The 22,032-nt window shown below is 34.0% G+C and carries 25 protein-coding genes and 1 riboswitch; of the genes, 10 read left to right on the top strand and 15 right to left on the bottom strand.

Annotation, left to right across the window (positions count from 1 at the left end; genetic code table 11):
- Nucleotides 1–52: 52 nt before the first annotated feature.
- Nucleotides 53–406, bottom strand: coding sequence for a hypothetical protein (locus HT586_RS01300; protein WP_096077573.1), 354 nt, complete (start codon nucleotides 404–406; stop codon nucleotides 53–55).
- Between the two features lie 178 nt (nucleotides 407–584).
- On the opposite strand from HT586_RS01300, the gene HT586_RS01295 reads away from it, so the two are divergent.
- From HT586_RS01295 to HT586_RS01285, 3 genes are all read left to right on the top strand, one after another.
- Complete coding sequence (locus HT586_RS01295) at nucleotides 585–1,193, top strand: DedA family protein (RefSeq protein WP_203546066.1); 609 nt, start codon at nucleotides 585–587, stop codon at nucleotides 1,191–1,193.
- A gap of 314 nt (nucleotides 1,194–1,507) precedes the next feature.
- Nucleotides 1,508–2,290: a TerC family protein gene (locus HT586_RS01290; protein WP_133353820.1), complete on the top strand. Its 783-nt coding sequence runs from the start codon at nucleotides 1,508–1,510 to the stop codon at nucleotides 2,288–2,290.
- Between the two features lie 105 nt (nucleotides 2,291–2,395).
- Nucleotides 2,396–2,821: a hypothetical protein gene (locus HT586_RS01285; RefSeq protein ID WP_133353819.1), complete on the top strand. Its 426-nt coding sequence runs from the start codon at nucleotides 2,396–2,398 to the stop codon at nucleotides 2,819–2,821.
- 66 nt (nucleotides 2,822–2,887) lie between these two features.
- Here the strand turns inward: HT586_RS01285 and HT586_RS01280 are convergent, their stop codons facing one another.
- Nucleotides 2,888–3,334 (bottom strand): protein-tyrosine phosphatase family protein, encoded by a 447-nt coding sequence (locus HT586_RS01280; protein ID WP_203546065.1) that lies wholly within the window; start codon nucleotides 3,332–3,334, stop codon nucleotides 2,888–2,890.
- A 94-nt stretch (nucleotides 3,335–3,428) separates the two neighbouring features.
- Nucleotides 3,429–3,531: riboswitch (TPP riboswitch) on the top strand.
- Nucleotides 3,532–3,614: 83 nt separating this feature from the next.
- Here HT586_RS01280 and HT586_RS01275 point away from each other — a divergent pair.
- The 7 genes from HT586_RS01275 to HT586_RS01245 all read left to right on the top strand — a co-directional run bounded on the left by HT586_RS01275 (nucleotide 3,615) and on the right by HT586_RS01245 (nucleotide 10,917).
- The gene (locus tag HT586_RS01275) at nucleotides 3,615–4,187 is read left to right on the top strand and encodes a thiamine phosphate synthase (protein WP_203546064.1); all 573 of its coding nucleotides are present in this window, start codon (nucleotides 3,615–3,617) and stop codon (nucleotides 4,185–4,187) included.
- A 29-nt stretch (nucleotides 4,188–4,216) separates the two neighbouring features.
- On the top strand, nucleotides 4,217–5,272 hold the full coding sequence (locus HT586_RS01270; protein WP_238999292.1) for an NAD(P)/FAD-dependent oxidoreductase: 1,056 nt from the start codon (nucleotides 4,217–4,219) through the stop codon (nucleotides 5,270–5,272).
- On the top strand, nucleotides 5,256–5,453 hold the full coding sequence (thiS, locus tag HT586_RS01265; protein ID WP_096077580.1) for a sulfur carrier protein ThiS: 198 nt from the start codon (nucleotides 5,256–5,258) through the stop codon (nucleotides 5,451–5,453). Before HT586_RS01270 ends, thiS begins: the two co-directional genes overlap by 17 nt.
- Nucleotide 5,454: 1 nt before the next feature.
- Nucleotides 5,455–6,222 (top strand): thiazole synthase, encoded by a 768-nt coding sequence (locus tag HT586_RS01260; protein WP_203546062.1) that lies wholly within the window; start codon nucleotides 5,455–5,457, stop codon nucleotides 6,220–6,222.
- Nucleotides 6,219–7,208, top strand: coding sequence for a HesA/MoeB/ThiF family protein (locus HT586_RS01255; protein ID WP_203546061.1), 990 nt, complete (start codon nucleotides 6,219–6,221; stop codon nucleotides 7,206–7,208). The genes HT586_RS01260 and HT586_RS01255 overlap by 4 nt, the downstream gene beginning before the upstream one ends.
- A gap of 129 nt (nucleotides 7,209–7,337) precedes the next feature.
- Nucleotides 7,338–10,019, top strand: coding sequence for a YhgE/Pip domain-containing protein (locus HT586_RS01250; RefSeq protein WP_188017855.1), 2,682 nt, complete (start codon nucleotides 7,338–7,340; stop codon nucleotides 10,017–10,019).
- Nucleotides 10,020–10,083: 64 nt separating this feature from the next.
- Nucleotides 10,084–10,917 (top strand): YitT family protein, encoded by an 834-nt coding sequence (locus HT586_RS01245; protein WP_096077584.1) that lies wholly within the window; start codon nucleotides 10,084–10,086, stop codon nucleotides 10,915–10,917.
- Between the two features lie 24 nt (nucleotides 10,918–10,941).
- On the opposite strand, the gene HT586_RS01240 is transcribed toward HT586_RS01245, so the two are convergent.
- The 13 genes from HT586_RS01240 to HT586_RS01180 all read right to left on the bottom strand — a co-directional run bounded on the left by HT586_RS01240 (nucleotide 10,942) and on the right by HT586_RS01180 (nucleotide 21,994).
- Entirely contained in the window at nucleotides 10,942–11,853 is a 912-nt protein-coding gene (locus HT586_RS01240) for an alpha/beta hydrolase (protein ID WP_203546060.1), read from the bottom strand.
- A 13-nt stretch (nucleotides 11,854–11,866) separates the two neighbouring features.
- The gene (gene mnhG / locus HT586_RS01235; protein WP_232508252.1) at nucleotides 11,867–12,202 is read right to left on the bottom strand and encodes a monovalent cation/H(+) antiporter subunit G; all 336 of its coding nucleotides are present in this window, start codon (nucleotides 12,200–12,202) and stop codon (nucleotides 11,867–11,869) included.
- Nucleotides 12,203–12,245: 43 nt separating this feature from the next.
- The gene (locus HT586_RS01230) at nucleotides 12,246–12,524 is read right to left on the bottom strand and encodes a monovalent cation/H+ antiporter complex subunit F (RefSeq protein WP_203546058.1); all 279 of its coding nucleotides are present in this window, start codon (nucleotides 12,522–12,524) and stop codon (nucleotides 12,246–12,248) included.
- Nucleotides 12,521–13,006: a Na+/H+ antiporter subunit E gene (locus HT586_RS01225; RefSeq protein WP_203546519.1), complete on the bottom strand. Its 486-nt coding sequence runs from the start codon at nucleotides 13,004–13,006 to the stop codon at nucleotides 12,521–12,523. The genes HT586_RS01230 and HT586_RS01225 overlap by 4 nt, the downstream gene beginning before the upstream one ends.
- Before the next feature lie 4 nt (nucleotides 13,007–13,010).
- The gene (locus tag HT586_RS01220) at nucleotides 13,011–14,477 is read right to left on the bottom strand and encodes a proton-conducting transporter transmembrane domain-containing protein (protein WP_203546057.1); all 1,467 of its coding nucleotides are present in this window, start codon (nucleotides 14,475–14,477) and stop codon (nucleotides 13,011–13,013) included.
- Nucleotides 14,470–14,796 carry an NADH-quinone oxidoreductase subunit K gene (locus HT586_RS01215; protein ID WP_203546056.1) on the bottom strand — a complete coding sequence of 109 codons (327 nt, stop codon included), beginning with the start codon at nucleotides 14,794–14,796 and terminating at the stop codon, nucleotides 14,470–14,472. The genes HT586_RS01220 and HT586_RS01215 overlap by 8 nt, the downstream gene beginning before the upstream one ends.
- Nucleotides 14,793–15,218, bottom strand: coding sequence for a monovalent cation/H+ antiporter subunit B (locus HT586_RS01210; RefSeq protein ID WP_203546055.1), 426 nt, complete (start codon nucleotides 15,216–15,218; stop codon nucleotides 14,793–14,795). The genes HT586_RS01215 and HT586_RS01210 overlap by 4 nt, the downstream gene beginning before the upstream one ends.
- Entirely contained in the window at nucleotides 15,205–17,496 is a 2,292-nt protein-coding gene (mbhE, locus tag HT586_RS01205; protein WP_203546054.1) for a hydrogen gas-evolving membrane-bound hydrogenase subunit E, read from the bottom strand. Before mbhE ends, HT586_RS01210 begins: the two co-directional genes overlap by 14 nt.
- 18 nt (nucleotides 17,497–17,514) lie before the next feature.
- Nucleotides 17,515–18,045, bottom strand: a complete 531-nt coding sequence (locus HT586_RS01200; protein ID WP_096077593.1) for a tyrosine-type recombinase/integrase — start codon at nucleotides 18,043–18,045, stop codon at nucleotides 17,515–17,517.
- Nucleotides 18,046–18,256: 211 nt separating this feature from the next.
- The gene (lrgB, locus tag HT586_RS01195; RefSeq protein WP_096078130.1) at nucleotides 18,257–18,964 is read right to left on the bottom strand and encodes an antiholin-like protein LrgB; all 708 of its coding nucleotides are present in this window, start codon (nucleotides 18,962–18,964) and stop codon (nucleotides 18,257–18,259) included.
- 8 nt (nucleotides 18,965–18,972) lie between these two features.
- Nucleotides 18,973–19,404, bottom strand: coding sequence for an antiholin-like murein hydrolase modulator LrgA (gene lrgA, locus HT586_RS01190; protein WP_203546053.1), 432 nt, complete (start codon nucleotides 19,402–19,404; stop codon nucleotides 18,973–18,975).
- 118 nt (nucleotides 19,405–19,522) lie between these two features.
- The gene (locus HT586_RS01185) at nucleotides 19,523–20,242 is read right to left on the bottom strand and encodes a LytTR family transcriptional regulator DNA-binding domain-containing protein (protein ID WP_203546052.1); all 720 of its coding nucleotides are present in this window, start codon (nucleotides 20,240–20,242) and stop codon (nucleotides 19,523–19,525) included.
- Nucleotides 20,243–21,994, bottom strand: coding sequence for a sensor histidine kinase (locus HT586_RS01180; protein ID WP_096077596.1), 1,752 nt, complete (start codon nucleotides 21,992–21,994; stop codon nucleotides 20,243–20,245).
- Nucleotides 21,995–22,032 lie beyond the last annotated feature (38 nt).

Raw genomic sequence — 22,032 nt, 5'->3', positions numbered from 1 at the left:
ATACTAAAAGCACCTTGATACTTAAGTATCAAGGTGCTTTTAAACTATCTTTTTAAACCTTATTTTGTCTTTCTTTTACTTTATCAATTTGCTGATTTACAAAGTCCACAAATTCCTTTGCATCTCCTTTTGTAATATTCGTCATCGGGATACCACCCATATGGAAATCTAACAACACGCCATCGTCTGTCATAGATGCATCATTCATTTCATTATATCCTACAACACGCTCATAAACTTTCTCACCCATATCAACATTCATAAATAATCTTTCGTTCGTTGTAATGTATGCACCACTAAATTCAGATGCCTCCCCTACTTGAAAATGCACAGTCCCATAAATCTCTGGCCCTAATTGTTCAGTTGGAAATAATTCAGATGCTGTAATTTGTCTAAACTTATTCATTATGTCACTCCTTAAAAGTTCTTAGTAATCATTTACCTATACCCTCTAAATCCCATAATAATCGTAACGTGATATTTTATGTAATCTCATAAGTAAAATTCTTATTCTTTCATTTGTTTTGAATATATCAAGGCATATAAGGTAAAATAGTATTTACTAAAACTATTGGAGTGACGATATGCAGGAATGGATTATGAAAGTTATGGAACAATTCGGATACTTTGGTGTATTTTTTTTAATATTACTTGAAAATGTTTTTCCTCCAATCCCATCAGAAGTAATCTTAACATTTGGCGGGTTTATGGTTGACCAGTCTCCAAAACTCACGTTCATAGGAATGCTTATTGCTTCAACGCTTGGAGCAGTAAGCGGGGCTATTATTCTTTATTACGCCGGACACATACTCGGTCTTAGAAGAATCGAAAAAATTGTAGATAAATACGGCTTTATATTGCGACTTGATATTCATGATTTACACAGTGCTAATAAATGGTTTCACAAATATGGCTATACCGCAGTATTTCTATGCCGATTTGTTCCATTGATTCGCAGTTTAATTTCCATCCCGGCTGGTTTGAGTCAAATGTCTATCGTTCCATTCATTTTATATACAACAGTCGGGACACTCATCTGGAATGCAGTCTTAATTTATCTTGGTATGGTGTTAGGTCAGAATTGGGAAGTTCTACTCCACTATTTCGATCTTTATTCTAATGTGATTTATATTTTAATGGCTGTTATCATTATCGGAGGCATTATCTGGCTCTATCGCAGAAAGAAAAATTAAATGCTGACAAACTTAATATTTATATCATCCTCATCATCCATTATTATTCATATAAAATAAAATTATAGCTATATACACATTTCTGTGTTAAGATGATTTTAATGATATTTATTCATAATTTGAATAAATCAACAAATGAATATCCTAAGACTTATGTCGAAGGGGAGTAGCTCAAGGGGAGACCCTAAGCGTAACGTCGTCATTACGAAGTTTTGGAACTTCCGGCGTTATGGAACAATTACTGTTCAGTGAGACCTTTGCCAATATATTTGGCATGGGTCTTTTTATATTCATTAAAATAAGGAGGAATTATTGTGGATCCAAGTATTTTAATGGCGTATGCATGGGTAGTAATTGTTTTAATCGTTTTAGAAGGTTTACTTGCAGCAGATAACGCAATTGTTATGGCGGTGATGGTAAAGCATTTACCGGAAGAACAAAGAAAGAGAGCTTTATTTTATGGTTTAATGGGAGCATTTATCTTTAGATTCATCTCATTATTCTTTATAACTTTCTTAGCTAAGTATTGGCAGATACAAGCACTTGGTGCAGCATATCTAATCTTTATGTCAATAAAGAGTTTATATACTTATTTCAAAAAGAAAAATCATGTCGATGATGAAAGCGTACCTGATATTGCAGAAGAAGAAGCAATGCCTAAAGGTAGTGGCTTCTGGATGACTGTTCTGAAAGTTGAAGGTGCAGATATCGCATTCGCAATTGATTCAATGTTGGCAGCAATTGCAATCGCGGTTACATTGCCTAAAGTTGGTCCTGACTTCATGGGACTAAACGCCGGACAGTTCACCGTTATGTTTATCGGAGGTATGCTTGGCGTTGTGTTAATGCGATTTGCAGCAACATATTTCATCAAAATTCTGGAAACATATCCTGGACTTGAAGCTGCAGCATTTGCAATCGTAGGCTGGATTGGCATTAAACTTGTCGTGCTTGTATTAGCACATGATTCCATCCACGTATTACCGCATGACTTCCCGCATTCAATGATGTGGCAACTGATCTTCTGGGGTGTATTACTATCAATTTTAGTGATTGGTTTTGTTACAAGTAAACGTGGACAAAGTCATCAGCATTAATCATCACTATACATCTGAAAAATATAAGACTAGGGAATCCCCTAGTCTTTTTATTATATTTTCTATAATACAATAGTGGTAAATATACTGAACGGAGATGATTGTATGCCAGTCGGACCATCATTAAGACAACTACATGCACATAAACAAATTCACGATACAGGGTTAGGCCTTGCTGTGAATATGACAGATGAATTGATCAGAACATACCAAAACGGTACGGAAGAAGAAGTGATTCAGGAAGTGATCGCGCTTGTCGATTTCTGGGATTCACGCGTCATAAGTCACGCAGATGCTGAGGAAGAAGCAGATGGTTTCTATACAGAAGCGGAAAATAATAATCCTGAACTACATGATAAAGTTCAACAACTCACACGTGATCATGATATTATGCGCCAAGTCGTCGCTAAGATTAAAACACAGATGGAAAGCGAAGGATTCTCCACTCAAATTATCGATTATTTTAGAAGTTTGATTATCGTTAATGAAATTCATTCACGTGACGAAGAAGCGTTTTTACTAAAAGATTAATCTCTGACAAACAAGCAAGAGCGGAACTAAATTGTTCCACTCTTGCTTGTTTTATATAATAAACGCTTATAACAATGTATTTACATGCTCACCTAAGAATGTGATATATATTTTGTCATCTTCAATTCTGATGTAGCCCGCTTCAATATAATCATTTAATACTTCATCTAAATTATCTGATGATAATTTAGTTTTACTATGTGCACATATATTGCGCAGTTGATAGCGTGTAATTGCATCTCCTTCATGAAATTTAATCGTATGGACAATATATTTAAATAATTTTACTTCTTCAACTGCTTGCGCGTACTCTTCTTCGAGTTCTTCTTCTTCTGCAATTTCTCTTAAAATTTCTTCAGAAGACATACGTTCCTGTTGTATTGCTGGTTCAAGCAGCACTTCTACAGAATCCGTATGATTTTGTTCAATCTCTACTTTGTCATACACCGTCTCATGTGGTATGAGTTCTGTACGTTCATCAATTAATAAAGATAACTTTTCTTCTTCATTCATCCTTTTACACCCCATTTTATCGTTAATTTATTTTATCATGAATTTGAATTGATTGAAATTCACTCTAACTAGTGGTAGGCTTACTACAGAATTAAATATTTGCTAGGGGTGCCCACAACGGGCTGAGAGGAAATTATTTCCGACTCTTTGAACCTGACTTGGTTAGAACCAACGTAGGGAAGCGTGATTGAATTTTAGTGATTTATTTATACTAATTCCAACACCCACTAGCTTTTTTTAGTTAGTGGGTGTTTTTTTCGAGGTGAAAAGTGTGTTTATCATGATTACATCCCCAAAACCTTCAATCACCGTTCTCAATCAAATCATCCAGGTTCATGATGAAATAGATGGCGTTATTTTAAGGTTTGATGCAGCAGAGAAAGATATTATTCATTTCATAAACCAGCTGATAACAAGAATTCCTAAAGATAAAATTATCGTGCATAACAATCCTAATATTTTATTTGCATGTCATTTAACGAGAATTCACTTTAAAGAAAGTAATTCTGAAATAGATGCCTTTAGAAATAATCATCCGGAAATACAGGTCAGTCAAAGCGTTCATTCTTTGGCATCAGCCAAACACGCTGAATCGCTCGATCTATCATTTGTTTTATTTGGTCATGTCTTCCCTACACCGTCCAAACCTGATTTACCACCCAGAGCAGCAGCTCAAATTGATGCAGTCACTCATATTGATATCTCTGTAGTAGCATTAGGCGGCATCAGCATCAACACAATAAGACAGTTAAACACTAATTTTTCAGGCTTTGCCGGTATCAGGTTATTTACAAACAAGCAAGATTTTCTTGCAGTAAAAAAGGAGTGGTTACTACGTACGACATCGTTGTAATAGGTGGAGGAATTATCGGAGAAAATATTGTGTACGCACTTAAAAGCCATACAGATAATATTGCAATCATAGATGATGTACATGGTTATAAAGCAACACACGCTGCTGGAGGTATGCTCGGGGCACAAAATGAATTTACAGAAGATAGTCCTTTATACAGACTATCTGTGCTTGGTCAGCAAATGATACCTGATCATATTCAGCAACTGGAAAACTTGACTGGATTATCTATTGACCTACAACAACACGGATTGCTTAAAATCGCTTCACCTGGAGATGAAGAGAATCTAAAGACTCAATACGATTTTCTAAATTCAAAGCATAAACAATTTGAGTGGATAGCTTCAAAAGCGTTATCTTCTTATGCGAACGGTTCAATCAATAATACGTTTGAGCAGACAATGTGGATTCCTACAGATGGTCAAGTCAATGCCGGTAAATATTTAACTGTTATAAAGTACGCAAATCAAGATATTCCTCATATTTCAGATCACGTCAAATCCATTAATTACGTAGATGATAAATATCACTTATCAATAAGTGATAAAACCATCATCTCAGACAAAGTCGTTATTGCAGCTGGATGTAAAAGTGAAGATTTACTTAACATGCTTGATATAGATTTCCCGATGCAAGGCGTGAAAGGAGAAGTCCTGACGTTACATCATCCCGATCTTTATTTAAAAGAAACACTATTCCAGACAAACGGACATTATATTGTCCCTAAATCAGACAATCATTATCTGATTGGTGCAACAACTTCACTTGATACAAAGCAACAACCAAGTGCAGAAGGTGTAAAGTGGTTACTTGAAGAAACGTTTAAACTAATCCCGAAATTACGCGACAGTACCATCGTCAGCATTGATTGTGGATTCAGACCAGATACCACGTTGCATCGACCTGTCCTCGATCAGTTAGATGAAGGATTATTTCTAGCAACGGGACACTACCGCAATGGTATCTTATTATCACGTATTACAGGAGAATTTATGCGTCAAATGATCTTTGAACAAGATGGAGAACTGTATCAACAATTTCAAAAAGATTTTAAGATAGGAGAAATTTATGAAAATATACATTAACGATGAGCCTTTTGAAACAGACAAAACAAATTTATCTGACTTACTCGCAACTTTTACAAGTGATAAAAAGAGGATTGTAGCGCTTGTGGATGATGTTCCCATCGAACAATCTAAATGGCAATCTATCACTTTGAAACCCGAACAAAAATTAGAATTACTAGAATTCGTTGGAGGCGGCTAATATGTTAAAAATAGGACCCTTGGAATTATCTTCTCGTTTAATATTAGGAACAGGCAAGTTTAAAGATGGAGAGACACAAAAGAAAGCAGTTGAAATCAGCGAAACAAATGCGTTAACTTTTGCAGTACGACGCATGAGTTTATATGATAAATCACTCCCTAACCCATTAGAGTCTGTAGATTTGGATAAATACATCACTTTTCCAAATACAGCAGGTGCAAAAACAGCTGAAGAAGCGGTAAAGATAGCAGAAATTGCACGTATTGCAGGTATGTGTGACATGATTAAAGTTGAAATTATCGGTGATGATACAACACTTCTACCAGATAGTATCGAAACATATAAAGCATGTGAGATTCTTTTAGAAAAAGGATATATCGTATGCCCATACATCCCTTGTGATGTCGTCCTTGCAAAAAAATTAGAAGCATTAGGTTGTCATGCTATTATGCCACTTGGTGCGCCGATTGGGACAGGCCTTGGTATCAATGATCCATTAAATCTAAAATATATTATCGATGCAGTTAACGTCCCTGTTATCGTTGATGCAGGTATCGGTTCACCTAAAGGCGCAAGCTTTGCGATGGAACTCGGTGCAGATGCAGTGTTACTCAATACAGCTGTCTCAAATGCAAAAGACCCGATTAAGATGGCTGAAGCAATGAAATATGCCGTACAGGCTGGTCAACTCGGATTTGAAGCAGGACGCATTCCTAAGAAATATACTGCCCAAGCATCAAGTCCTATGGAAGGTCTTGAGTTTCTATGAGCGAACGATTTGATCGACAAATCAAATCACCTGGTTTCGGACAAGCAGCACAAGATAAATTAAGCAGCAGCACATTTCTTATTATTGGAGGCGGCGCATTAGGAAGTACAGTAAGTGAAATGCTTGCTAGAAGTGGTGCTGGACATCTAGTAATTTGCGATATGGATGTTGTATCACTTAGTAATCTACATCGTCAAAGTCTTTTTGATGAAGCAGATAGTGCTGCTTATACTTTAAAAGTTGATGCTTTAGCGTCGCACATCAACCGTATAAATAGTAATGTAAAAGTGACTACGATATCTGAAGAAGTAACAGTAAAGAATATCGAATCCATTATTGAAAAATATAAACCACTTCTCATCGTTGACGGTACTGATAATTTTTCAACGCGTTATATCATTAATGATGCGTGCCATAAACATAATATCCCATGGATATATGGTGCGTGTCTAAATGTATATGGAACTGTTTACGGCATAGAAAATCAACCATGCTTGAGATGCATTCTGCCTAATGAACCTGCTACTGGACAAGATTGTGCTATTTCAGGTATTATGCCACAAACTGCTCACCTCGTTGCAAGTATTCAAGTTTCAGAAGTAATGCATTATATCAGTCATGGTCATTTTTCAGGAAAACTTACAACAATAGATTGTGAAAAAATGATATTTAAAAGTAAAAATATTGATGCCATACACAATCCTGCATGCCCTACATGTACCATTAAAGATTATCCTTCACTTAAACAGTCATTTACCCATGTCACTAAGATGTGTCGAGGGAAATATCAAACACACATACCTTCTTCTTTATTTAATAACATAAACAAACATATTATTCATCAAAATGAACATTTCAAATTACTTTCTTTCATGGATCATAAGATACATCTCCTTAATAATGGCCGTATTATTATATTTGATGTATATTCTAGTAAAGAAGCTATAGCTGTTATTGAAGATTTGATAAAGTATGCACAAAAATAAAAAGACATATAATATATGTCTTTTTATTGTATCTTTCCACCCTATTTGTTATATTGATATATACCGTTTTTTTAAAATGATGTTATAAAAATGTTCATAATTATTATATTAGTATAAAGAAGGGATTACATGAAAAACGCATATCAACTATTCTTACATGACCTAAAAAATATTAAACGCACTCCCAGCTTTATCATCTTACTCATTGGATTATCAATATTACCATCATTTTATGCATGGTTTAATTTGAAGTCCTCATGGGATCCTTATTCCAACACAAAGTATTTACAAGTCGCTGTTATCAATCATGATACTGGAGCGGAAGTTAAAGGAAAAAAAGTCAATGTTGGTAATCAACTTGTCAAATCACTCCATAACAATGATAAGTTTGACTGGAAATTTAAAGATAATTTGAAAGATGCTAATCACAAACTGCGTATGGGGGAATACTACGCAATTATTCATATTCCAAAAAACTTTTCTAAAGATATGACGAGTATTTTTCACAAAGAACCAAAACGCGCCCATATCGATTATAAAGTAAATCAAAAAATTAATGCTATTGCACCTAAGATGACAAATGCAGGTGCTACTGCCATCACTGAATCATTAAACGAAAAATTTGTAGATGCTGCCACAAAAGCACTTTTACAGGAAAGTAATCGAGCAGGCATTAAAATTGAAGATCAGATTCCTCTTTACCACAAGATTGAGAATGCAGTATTTGATGCTGAACGTGCACTTCCGGATATCGAACGCTTTAGAAAGGCTGTAATTAAAATCGATGAACATCAAGGTGACATCACAAAATATGCTGATGAATTCTACAGTTTAAATCAATATCGCGACAAACTTAATGGCGGTGCTGACAAAATCATTGAAGCAAATCAACATGCATCAGATATAAATGCATTAGGTCAGATGATTGTTAAACTTAATAATAACTTACCGCGTATTGAGAATGCATTACAAAGGGCAAATACGATTGAACAAAAGTTTCCAGAAATCAATAATTCTGTGCAACAGGGCATCGAAGCTACTACTAAAGCACAACAGGTTTTAAATCAATCCCAAAATGCTATGCCTAAAGTTCATAACAAGATTAATACTGCCCAGGAAGTAAATAAAAAAGGACAACAGAAATTAAGCACAGTTGATATCAAACCTGCCTACACAGCACTACAAGAAGGGCTGAATGCAATCAATAGCTTAATCGCAGATCAAGCCACTACAACAATAGATATGTTGAATCAGTTAAATGAACTTGCTCAGCAAAAGCCAGGGGCATCTGAGACGCTAACAAAGAATTTAAAAGTATATCAGGATAACATTAATCAGGCTATCCGTTTCAACAATGAGATGATTCGTATTATGAATGATGTGAATGATTTAGGATTTGATACAACTGCAATTTCAAAGGAATTGAATAACGTTAACCAGTCACTTGATGCTCTTAATAAAACAATTTCAAATGCTATATCACAATCTAAGTCAAATCAATCTGTTAATATTAATCAGGGAGCTATTAAATCAGCACAAAACTCACTTAAAGCGTTGAACACTTTCTCTAATACAACAATGCCAGATATTTTTGAAAAAGGACTATCAAGCCTTAGTGGTGACTTAGATTCGATTGCGCAAAAATTAAACACTGCGCAAGCATTTGCCAATAAAGTCGATGGCATATTAATTGAAGCATCCCGTGTTACTAATGAAGCGAATACAACACTGAACCAAATTAACCAACAACTTCCATCACTCGAACAACGCTTCAAACAAATTAATCATACTGCTCAGACAAACTATCCGTTGTTCAAATCAAAGGTTGGTCAGGCAAGCAATTTTGTACAATCTGATTTACCTAGTGTATTAAATGACTTGGAACGCTTGAGTAACTTTGCTGAAAAAGACTTACCTGGTGTATTAAATAAATATGATAGTACATCAAAATTATTAAAGAATAATCTCCCGGGTGCACAAAATGGTATTCATGACCTTGCTCAATTCGCGCGTGATGAACTACCGGCTATCGAAAAAGACATTAAAAAATCTGCCAAAAAACTAAGAAGTTTCGATCATAAAGATACTTTAAATAAACTTGTTAAATTGCTGAAAAATGATATGAAGAACCAATCTGATTATTTTGCTAAACCTGTTCAACTTGATGAAACTCAAGTATTTCCAATACCTAATTATGGTTCTGCTAGTGCACCGTTCTATACAGCATTAGCACTTTGGGTCGGAGCGTTGCTATGTGGTAACTTACTTACTACTGAATTAAAAGATCCGGCGATTAAAGACAAGTTTAGTTTACGTGAAATATATCTTGGCCGAATGATTTTATTTCTTCTAATCAGTATCGCTCAGGCAATAATCGTCGTACTTGGTAACTTGTTTATTTTAGATGCTTATGCAAAGCATCCTGTATTAAATGTAATATTTGCAATTCTTGTTGGACTGGCATTCACAGTTATCGTCTATACGCTTGTAAGTTTACTTGGCAATATCGGTAAAGCAGTTGCCATCATTATTATGGTATTGCAAATTGCCGGTGGGGGTGGCACATTCCCAGTACAAGTTACACCATTGTTCTTCCAGCGTATACATCCGTTCCTGCCATTTACTTACGCTGTAGACTTACTGAGAGAAGCTGTAGGTGGTATCACCCCTGAACTGACATGGTCAAAACTTGGATTTTTATATTTGATCACAGCAATTATTTTTGCGTTCGGTTTAGCCATGAAACCTAGATTTGAACCGATTAAGAAAGGATTCTATGCTCGAAGTCAGGCGAGTAACTTAGTAGAATAAGCACCCTATTATTTTTAAAATATTGTTGATATAATGGCTTTACATGATTAAAGGAGTTTTTCAATTGAATTATCAGGATAACTTATTATTCAAGACATTCATTACAATAGTAGGGTCGTTTCTTATTGCATTTGCATTTAATGTCTTCTTATTACCTAATGATGTATTGAGCAGTGGTATCGGAGGACTTGCTTTACTATTAAATAAATTATTGCATGTTGATGCAGGCCTATTAAATCTTCTATTAAACCTGCCTTTATTGATACTTGGATTTATGAAATTAAATAAATCTGTAATGTACAATACAATACTGAGTGTAATTGTTGTTTCGTTTTTTCTAACTGTCATTCCGACAGAAAGCATCGCAAATGAACTTTTTGTAAATGTAATTTTTGGGGGTGTAATCGTCGGTATCGGTGTTGGTATCATCCTAAAATATTCAGGTACTACAGGTGGCATGGACATCGTAGCGATGATTATAAGTCAAAATAGCAATGTATCTATCGGTCTTATCATGACGATTCTAAATGGTATTATTATTATTTGTTCAGGTTTCTTATTTGACTGGAACCTGGCGCTGATGACTTTACTTTCAATATATATTACCGGCAAGACTGTTGATACAATCTTTACATCCAATATTAAATTAACCGTTAATATTATCACTTCTAACTATGAAGCGGTTAGACAAGGTTTAATTGATGAGATTTATCGTGGTATCACTGTGACAGATGTTTATGGGGGGTATTCTAACGATCAGAAACACATGATTACAATGGTGCTTACACGTTATGAATTACCTAATGTCATCAAGATTGCTAAAACTCACGATGAAAATTGTTTTATCAATGTTTATGAAACAACCGAAGTTCATGGAAATTTTGCACGTAATCAATAAAAAAACAAAGCACACTGTATTCATTTACAGTGTGCTTTGTTCATCTATAATATTTTTAAAAAAATTTATTTCATCTATAGTACATTGCTTTGCATTCGATCTTCTAATATCCATTTGAAAGTTGTGTTGCGCAAAAAAGTCACCTCTACCATACTCTCTGTATATCGTTTTAATACCACTTCTTCTCAGATAAAGAAGTATTTCTGGTGCCTTACCCACAAGCAAGTCATTTACACTACTTGCAACAAAAGTAGGAGGAAAATTTTTATCAATAAATGGTTCACAGTTAATTTCATTTTGTTTCTTGTGAAAATCTTTACCAACATAATCCTGCATTAAACCTCTAACCATAAAGCGTGTAAAGGATTTTTTCTTTGCAATCGCTATATCGATTGCATTAAAGAAACCGCAGTTAATAGCAATACCCAACACATTAATAATTGGTAGCTCTATCTGAAAAAATTGATGGTATCTAGGATTATTAAGTATCGTCACATATTGCGCCATAATTTGAGCACCTGCCGAATCGCCTATCATAAATAACTGGTTAATATTTAAACTGTATTGTCCATGGTTTTTATGTAACCAGTGCATACATTCATTAAGCTGGACAATCGGTGTAGGATACTTCAGCTTTGGCGCTAAGTCGTAATCATAGCTTACTACAGCAAAACCATGTGATGCGAGCGTCATGCAATATGCTTCATATGTTTCTTTTGTAGAATATACATATCCTCCACCATGAATATTAACAATGATAGGATAGCGTTCCTTGCGATGATATGGATAATAAATATTCAGCGTTGCATTCTTTTTACGATTGGTATATGTAATATCTTTTATAGCACGGACTCCATCAGGCTTCTCATTAAATATATCTTTATACTGATCCATCGTCTTAATAAATGTGTTAAATAACATTGATTGAATCGTCACTCTTGTCACTCCATTATTTATCTTTTGATAACGCCTTGTCCTTAGAAGTTTTCTTTTGAGTAGGCAGCAAATCATTTAAATGCTTACCTTTTGAACCTTCAACTTTCATCTCTACACCACTATTATACGCAGCACGTGTAATGAGATGTCCAGCGACAGGACTTGTTAAATATAAGAAAAATATACCGAGCAACAACCGAAAACTCACATAACCATCATTGACGATAAAATAAACGAAAACACCGATTAACGTAAGTAATACAGCAAGTGTGGAGCTTTTTGTCGCTGCATGACTTCGTGTATAAACATCTTTAAATATCAATATGCCTATTGCGCTAATAAGTGCCATAATACTACCTACAAAAATAACAATCGAAAGAATGAGATTGATACTATCGTTTACGTTCAAAGATAACACCTCGCTCGATAAATCTTGATGTTGCGATTGTACTGATAAACGACAATACACCAATAATTAAAATCGCTTCTAAAAATAGCGTCGTATCCATGATTAAACATATAATACTCACACTCGACATTACCATCGCACTAATACTATCGAAAGCTACTACTCTATCCGGTAAGGAAGGTCCAGCAATAACACGATATAACACGATCATTATAGCAATACCATATATCACTAGTGCAGCTTGAATCAGTATCATACTCATGTTTCTCCTACCTCCTTAATAACGCGTTCATAACGTTTAATAGATTTTAATAATTTCATATTTTCTGATGGTGTCGCATGTAATGTATGGATAAATAATTTCTTATTATCATGTGATAAACGAAGCACTACTGAACCTGGTGTTAATATAATCAGCATCATTAAACTTGTAATTTCCCAGTTCTTCTTCATCGATGTATTATATGTGACAACCCCCGGAGCAATCCTGTGCGGAATAAATAAGATGTGATACATCGTTGAAAGACTTGAGCTCATAAGTTCATAGTTGAAGATCAAAACAAGCTTTAATAAAATCATTACCTTCCATAAATAGAACTGATGTCCGAAAAAACGATGTATGATGTAGAGAATAATAATACCGATTAAATATCCTTTTATAAACGTTGATAAATAGATTTGATCTTCATCCACCATAAGCACCCAAATCATAGCGATAAATAAATTTAATACAACCTGTGCGATAATCTTATCCTCCCATCATGACATTTTCTACATATCGTTCGTAATGAATTGCTGATAAATGTTGTTGTAACGGTGTAGCAAAAATAGATATCATACAAGTGATGACTAATACCACGCCAATTACAGTCAACTTCTTACTATATGGTTTATTTAATTCATGTCTTTGTGCATCGTTCAGCTGAACACAAGATCGATTCTCTTCTCCAAAGAACAAAGTGATAAACATACGCATCATCGCAAACATTCCTACGAAAGTACCAATAACCATTACTATTGCATAACCTAGTGGATGCGCGTCCATACCAGCTTGCAGTATCAATAATTTCCCGGGAAATCCTCCTGTAAAAGGCATTCCTCCTATCGCAAATACAAAAAATAGCATAATCATGGCAGTAACTTTAGCATGATAAAATAATCCTTGTTTATATTTCATATTGATAAGTCCAAATCTTTTTACGATGAGACCTGCTAAAAGAAATAAACAAGATTTTACCAACATATCATTGAACGTATACATCACTGCACCATCTATGCCTTTTTGACTAAATGTAGAAATGCCATAATAGATGATTCCTATAGATAATATAATCTGGTAACAAAACATCAATTTAATTTCTTTGTATTTGATAACACCTAACATACCGATAATGACTGTAGCAGTAGCCATATATAAAATAATAGGTGATAACATGGACTGATAAGGTACAAAGATTACTGTTGTTGTTCTTATCATCGCATAGACGCCTACTTTAGTTAATAATGCCGCAAATACTGCACCAATTTCGTAAGACAACACACTATAAGATCTTGGTAGCCAAATAAATACAAATAATGCTGATTTTAAACTAAATACTACGACAAATAATAAAACGATGACGGCATGTTCAGGAATAAACCCAGCTTCCTGCATTCGCATTCCTAAATGAGCGAAATTTAATGTACCATATACACGATACAAAATTCCAATACCAATCAGAAAGACCCATGAACCAATTAAATTTAATACAACGTACGTAATACTCGCCTTAAACTGATATTTTTTCTTACCGACAACAATTAATATAAACGATGACAGTAACATAACTTCAAACATTACAAATAGATTAAAGATATCGGCAGTTAAGAAAGACCCGTTTACACCCGCAAGAATAAATAAAATAAAAGGTACTGTTAAGTCATTGAGTTGGTTAATATATTGGAAATATAGCACAACAATCACTACAACGATACTCACAATAACGAACAATAAACTCATCAGATCCCCGTAAAGTTGGATTCCATATGGTGCACTATAACCACCTAAACTTAAAATAATAGGTTTTTCTATAGAAGAATAAGCTAAGACAATAGTAGTAATCAAACTTATAGATAATATAGCAATAGCAATGGTATATATTCTTTTATCCTTTAAATACGTAAATACACCTAATAATATAGGAATTAATACAGGTACAATCAATAAATTACTCATCTGTACCTCCTAAACTATCAACTTGATTATCTTTATTCATTTGATAGTTTCTATATACTAAAACTAATAGCAGTGCGGTTGTTGCAAAACTTATTACAATGGCAGTTAATATGAGTGCTTGTGGTAAAGCATCAACATCAGGAGTATGGTCATCAATAAAAGGTAAGTCACTTCCCGGATAAGACATTGAAATTAAATATAAATTTGCTGCATGACTTAAAACACTCGTACCAAGTACAACGCGAATTAAATTTTTAGACAAAACTAAATTTACGCCTACATATACTAGTATTGCAGTAATGATTGTTAGTATCGTCATTTTACATCACCACTAATCGATAGAAGTATAGTCATCACGACGCCTACAACTGTAAGAAGAATGCCAAACTCAAATAATGTAACGCTCGACAAATGCAATTCGTTCAGCACAGGTAAGTGAATATATATGTCTTCATGATTTAAAAATGCATGTCCAAAAAATATAGGTACAACCATAACAGTTAATGAAATGATAATGCCAATAGAAATTAATTTATGAAATTCAAAAGGTAATAACTTACGTGTTCTCTTAGCATCAAATGTCAGAAACATCAGGATGAATGCTGAACTAAAAACTAATCCACCAATAAATCCACCACCTGGTGCATTATGACCATTAAAGAAAATATAAAATCCAAAAGTTAAAATAATAATAATTACAATTTTTGAAATACTTTCTAATAATAAATCATTTTCCTTCATGAGTAGCTCCTTTCTTCAATATCGTATAAATCCCAAAACCAGCAATCATAATAACGATACCTTCCAGCATCGTATCGAAAGCTCTGAAGTCTCCCAATATCGCATTGACTACGTTTTTTGCACCAGCAAGTTTATAACTATTGTTATAGTACGTAGAAATCGTCGCGAATGCTTCTGTCTGATTACTTTGAACCATCACTAAGAATACAATTGCAGCAATTGCAAATGATATACCATGTCTCAATAGTTTATACAGTATATTCGGCGCTTCTTTCTCCAGGTTAGGTAAATGGTAAAAACAAGCTAAAAATAAAACTGTCGTAATCGTTTCTATAACAAGTTGCGTTAAAGCAAGGTCAGGTGCCTTAAGCTGCATAAACAAAATACTAATGCCGTAACCCACTAAACCAATCATTACTACTGCTGTCATCCTACTTTTAACGAACAGAAGCCCTAATGCACTAATAATCATCATGACACCAACTATGACAGTAAAAGCAGTTATTTCGTACTTAATTGACCAGCCGAAATCAATATTAGCAATTAAGTTAGGTAATATTAATGCAGCAATAAATATATAAAGATATATTGCATAAACATTTAATGTCCCAGTCATCAGTATCGATAATGATTGAGAAGCAATATATTCTTTCGACCTTCCAATAAAGTGATATGCCTTGTTAAGTGATAAATGATCAAATGCTGCATATAGATGCTGATATAAACCAGTTTTAAGTACTGCAAAGCCACTTAAAAATATCAATAAAGTCAGCATTAGGGGTGGTGTAAATCCATGCCACGCTGAAACATGCTTTAAATTTAAATTGACTTGCTCTGAAACAATCGGACTGATAAACAGCTCCTGAACTTGATTTGGAATAAAGAATAGAATAACCGTAACGATCATAAGTAAGATACCGCTTATATCAATTAATGGAGATAACACTTTAGTCTCAACAGTACGTTCTCCCATAAATGGTCGAATGATTAACACAAAACAGTATATAAATGTTCCGATACTGCCAATGACTGATAATATTAAAATAATGTATAGTATTACATGTTCATTTCTCATTTCATACAATGCAGTAATCAACATCTCTTTAGAAATAAAACCACTTAAAAACGGTAATCCGGCCATTGCTAGAGCTGAAATAAGCATAGTAATGAAAGTTACGGGAAGATTATGTCTTAAACCAACGAGCGTATTCATATTCCTTGTACCTGTAGCTAAATCTACAATGCCTGTTCCCATAAAAAGGGTTGCTTTATAACATGCGTGACTCAAAACAAGCAAAAGTAATCCATTATAAGCATAATCTCTAATATGGAAGTCACTCTGTGGAAAAGCGATGATACCGATTAATATAACCATCATGCCTAACTGACTAATTGTAGAATAAGCAAGCAATGCTTTCATATCATGCTTAGAAATAGCTACAACGCTACCCATTACCATCGTAATAATACCTACAATAAGCAATACGTAAGCGAGAAATTCATTGTCTATGTATAGGGGTAATAATTTAATCAATAAATAGATTCCAGCCTTAACCATCGTAGCTGAGTGCAGTAATGCACTTACAGGGGTAGGTGCCTCCATTGCATCCGGCAACCATATATGAAAAGGAAACTGAGCTGATTTACTAAATGCTCCTACCATAATGAGAACTATACTAATAATAAATGTAGTATCTTTGCTGAAATTACCGGATAATATTTGATCAATTTGTGCGGTACCGGCAATATTGTTTAATAGTAATAAACCAATCAACATAATACTTCCGCCAAGAATCGTAATTACAAATGATTTCAGGGCACCTTGATATGATGGTGCTTTATTGTAATGAAAAGCAATCAACAGAAAAGAGGCTACACTTGTTAGCTCCCAGAATAAATAAAGAATAATTGTATTATTAGCTAGTACGATACCGTACATCGCGATAATGAATAACGTTAAACTTGAATAAAAGTAACCGTGTCTTTCATATTTCTTCATATAAAATAAACTATAAAAAATCACTAAAATACTAATTGATGAAATAATAAAAAAGAAAAATAGAGATAAAGCATCAAGCTTTAACGAGAAATATATTCCCGCTTCGGGTATCCAGGGAATTGAATTTGTGGTTTGTCGTGGTGTCAATAAAATGATAATAAGAGAGATAATCGGGAACAATATTGAAATGATACCGATCATAGTTTTTGGAATGAATTTTTGAAACAGTTGAATACAAAAAATTGTGACAAGACCTAAAATCAATATACTAAATAACATCGTTCACATCCTTTAATTTCAGATTTTTATTTCTATACGTTTATTATCAGGTGGCAAGACATCAATAAAACGATACGTTTCCGCCTTTGTCTGATGTCCCAGTAAATGCATTAAATCATAAATATGTACGCCTTGAAGGTAAGCATGGTAAGCAAAAGTTTTCTTCAAAGCTTGAGGACCAATTGAATATTCACACCCAATTGCATCTGCTGCTGCATTGAGAATTCGATGAAATTGCTGTCTTGTCATCGGGGATTTTGTTTTAATCGATTCGAAGATATAGTCACCAGATGACTTTTCTTTTATGTAAGTGTCTAATATTGTACTATCTTCTGGATTTAAATAAATCGTATAGCCTTGAATTTTAAATATATAATTGCTGTTGTATTTCATTAAATCTTCAACTTTTAAAGATAGAATGTCCTGAAGCTTCAATGGAACATTTATACCAAGTAAAAATAATAAATAATCCCTTGTTCGCTCTTTTAAAAAATATGACTTAATCGATTGAATGTCATCGACTGATTTAATAGGTTGTGATTTTATCATACCCTCCTCCTATGTTACATAAAAATCATATCAAATATTTTTGTAACATTCAAAAGTGTTGCTTATAAAATTTAAAATTTTTCATAAATACATTCCATAATAAAACCAGGCGAACTATAAAAGTAATGTACTTTTATAGTTCGCCTGGTTTCTTATAAGCTAATTCGTCAATTCTAGCTCTGTTTCATTTCGTCAATTACTTTTAACTATATTAAGCACCGAGTAATATAGGTGTAAGCACGGGGATGATTACGACAACAATTACACCTACAATTACTAGAGCGATACTTGCCATTGAAGTTTCTGTTTCGCCTAATTCTGTAGCTGCAGATACGCCTAATGCATGACCACTCGTTCCTAAAGCAAGTCCTCTTGCAATTGGATTACTGATTCTGAAGAAACGAAGCATCTTATTACCTAACGCATAGATGATAACAGCATTTAAGATTACAGCGAGTGATGTTAATTCCGGAATACCACCGATACCATCTGAAACTGGTAAGGCGATTGCAGTTGTTGCTGCCTGAGGTAACATAGAAGCAATAATTTCTTTACCAAATCCGAATAACTTCGCTACTCCATATATACCAAAGATAGCACCTGTTGTCCCTAATGCAATGCCTCCAATAATGTGTAACCAATATTTTTGTAATACATCACGTTTTTTGTATAACGGAATGGCAAAACAAATTGTAGCTGGTTCTAAAAAGAAGCTAATAATGCTCCCACCTTTGTTGTACGTATCAAAATCAATACCAGTAATCGCGAGAAATGCAATACCAAAAACCATGCCTACAAACAATGGTGCGAATAAGAAGAATCCGTTTGATTTTTTAAATAAGATTTGTCCGATAACAAATGGTACGATTGTAAGTAATATCCCAAAGTATACTGTGTTAACTCCTAAGTGATCTAACATTGTCATGATTAACGCACCTCAGCTTTACGATAATTTTTTACTTCTGTTTCATTTTTTACAGAAGATTTCTCTTTACGTTCAGTTGTCATAACAATCATTTGTGAGAAGAATCCTGTACATAATAATAATAATAATGTTGAAATGAAGATTAATCCGATAATTAAAAATGGGTGTTCACTGATAAGACCAAGTGATTTCACAACCGATATACCTGCAGGAACGAATAATAATCCGATGTTATCCGTTAATGCTGTACCTACACGTTCTACTTGTCCTAATTTAACAATTCCTGTGCTTAAACAAATAAATAATAATACGAGTCCAATTACTGATGCAGGCATCGGTATCGGCATAAATGATTCGATAATCTTAGAGATAAGTAATATTACTGATATCACGATGGCTTGATGAAAAAAGTTATACGTTTTATTGTTTGTCATTGTAATGACCTCCCGATATTTATCTTGAGTTCATCATACAACGAAAAATGCTGAATAAAACGTTTTCATGGCGAAATGCAAAAATTGATAGTTGAAATGCAAAAAGATAGGGCTAAAATTATTTTAGCCCTATCTCATGTTTAAACTGCTTAATATATGATCTGGATACTTGTAGCTTCACATCTTTTGTCAGTTTCACCTGATACGTGTTATTGAACCATAGCTCTGCTGATTTTATGTGGTTTTTATTAATAATACTTGAACGATGTATACGCATAAATATATCTTCTGGCATTTTTTTCTCAAAAGCACTGAGCGGTTCATTAATTATATATTCATTTGTTAATGTGATGATATGTAATTTACCTTCTTCAACATATAATGCAATAATATCATGCGTATTAATTACATATATTTTATCGTCTATCTGAATAGAAATAGTCGCCGTGGACTGTTTCGTTTCTTCTGTATGCCCTTTTTGCACTCTACTTTGTGCTTTTTCAAGCGCTGCTGCTATTCTTTTCATTTCAAAAGGCTTTAATACATAATCTAGTGCATTTAATTCAAATGCTTTCACTGCAAATGTATCATGGGCAGTTGCAAATACGATCAATGGCGGAGTTTTCATTCTATTAATCTTCTGTGCTAAATCAAGTCCACTTTCATTGATGAGATTTATATCTAGAAATAATAAGTCATAAGTATCTGCAAGTAAGGCTGTTAACGTTTCTTCAACCGAATCCGCTTCTTCTATATCGTGACTGTCATCTATCTTATTAATGAGATACATCAATTCATTGCGCGCTAACGGTTCATCATCGACGACTAATATTTTCACTTATAATAACTCCTCTCTTTCATAAGGGATATGCGTATAAAATTTCGTTCCATGCTCTCCAGTGATAAATTTCAATTTCGCATCACTATTATATAGTCCCACTAATCGTTTATTTAAATTTTCTAATGCACTGCCGGTACCAGATGTAGAATTTACTTCAATAATTCCTATTTTATCACGCTTCTCTTTTAGAATGCCGTTTCCATTATCTGTTACAGAGATTTCAATTTCATCGATATCTTTTCTAACAACGACATCAATATTATTACCAGTTTTACGATTATGGAAAGCATGCTTGATGGCATTCTCTACTAGAATCTGAATGATAAATGGCGGTACTTGTGCATTGACACAATCTTCTGCTATCTCAAAATGAATATTGAAGCGATTTGGAAATCTTGCTTGCTCAAGCGATAGATAAGCTTCTACTTGTTGAATTTCTTTTTCTATCGTAATGGTATTTTGTCTTGCACCTTGTAAATTAGATCTGAAGAAATTACTCAAATTCAATAATAATTCACGTGCTTTTTCACTGTCTACGCGTATAAGGGCTGAAATTGTATTCATCGCATTAAAGAAGAAGTGTGGATTAACTTGTGCCTGTAAAGATTTAATTTCCGCATCTTTTAACAACTTACTTTGCATTTCAATTTCACCAAGTTCAATCTGACTAGAGAAGATATCCGCTAAACCTTCCGCTAAACGGCGTTCAACGTATGTGAGCTTTTTACTATCTGTAAAATATAGCTTTAAAGTACCAACTACTTCTTCATTAACATATAAGGGAATAACAATGGCACCTTCTAACGGACAACCTGGATGCGTACAACCAATTTCTTCTGTTGTATGTGCTTCTTTTATCTCACCTGAGCGTATGACCTCTTTTGAAAGGTCTGTAATAATTTTCTTTTTCGGAACGTGATGATCGCTTGCTGCTCCGACATGCGCTAATATATCCGTTTTATTTGTTATTGAAACGGCAGACACTTTCATCAGATCTTTAATAATTTGAGCCGCTTCAGTTGCACTCGATTCATTTAATCCTAATCTGAAATAAGGTAATGTCTGATTGGCTAAATTTAAAACTTCATGCGTCTGTACAGCTTTCATATGCTGTTCCTGTTGTAACGTTGAAATAATAATAGATAAAAATATTGCGGTACCCAAACTGTTAATGAGTGTCATCGGTAAAATAATAATTGATACTAAATTCAAAGCATTATCAAAATTTGAAGCAAAACTGATAATACAGATCATTTGAATGAGTTCCATAACAATTCCAATAATCATTCCCTGAATAATTGTAGGATATTGATTGTTCTTTCTCGCTCTATGCCCAAAATATCCAGAGACTAAACCGATAATAATCGAAGAATAAACGTATGTATATGCATCTATGCCTCCTATTAAATACCTGGAAATTCCAGATACAATACCAACAGTAAGACCTACGATTGGACCACCTACAAGCCCTGCAACACTAATCGTTAATACGCGTGTATTAGCAATCGCGGCATCATCTGAAATCGTTCTGAATATTTGGCTGGATACAACATGATTATCTCGTATCTCAACACCTGTAAAGTTAGAGACAACAGCAAATAAACCAAAAATGATAATTAACTGTATTTGTGACGATAATTTTTCGCGTTCGCTCATCACCTTTTTAAAATGTGGTATGTTCATTAATATATAAGCCACAAGTATAATTAACCCAACACGTTCAAGTAATAAAATAAATAGTCCTAACATGAGCGCCCTCCTTATTCATCAACATTATAACCATAATC

Origin of the sequence: Macrococcoides bohemicum (assembly GCF_016865215.1) — a bacterium.
GTDB classification, from domain to species: domain Bacteria; phylum Bacillota; class Bacilli; order Staphylococcales; family Staphylococcaceae; genus Macrococcoides; species Macrococcoides bohemicum.
This window is presented reverse-complemented; position numbering and strand designations above follow the sequence as displayed.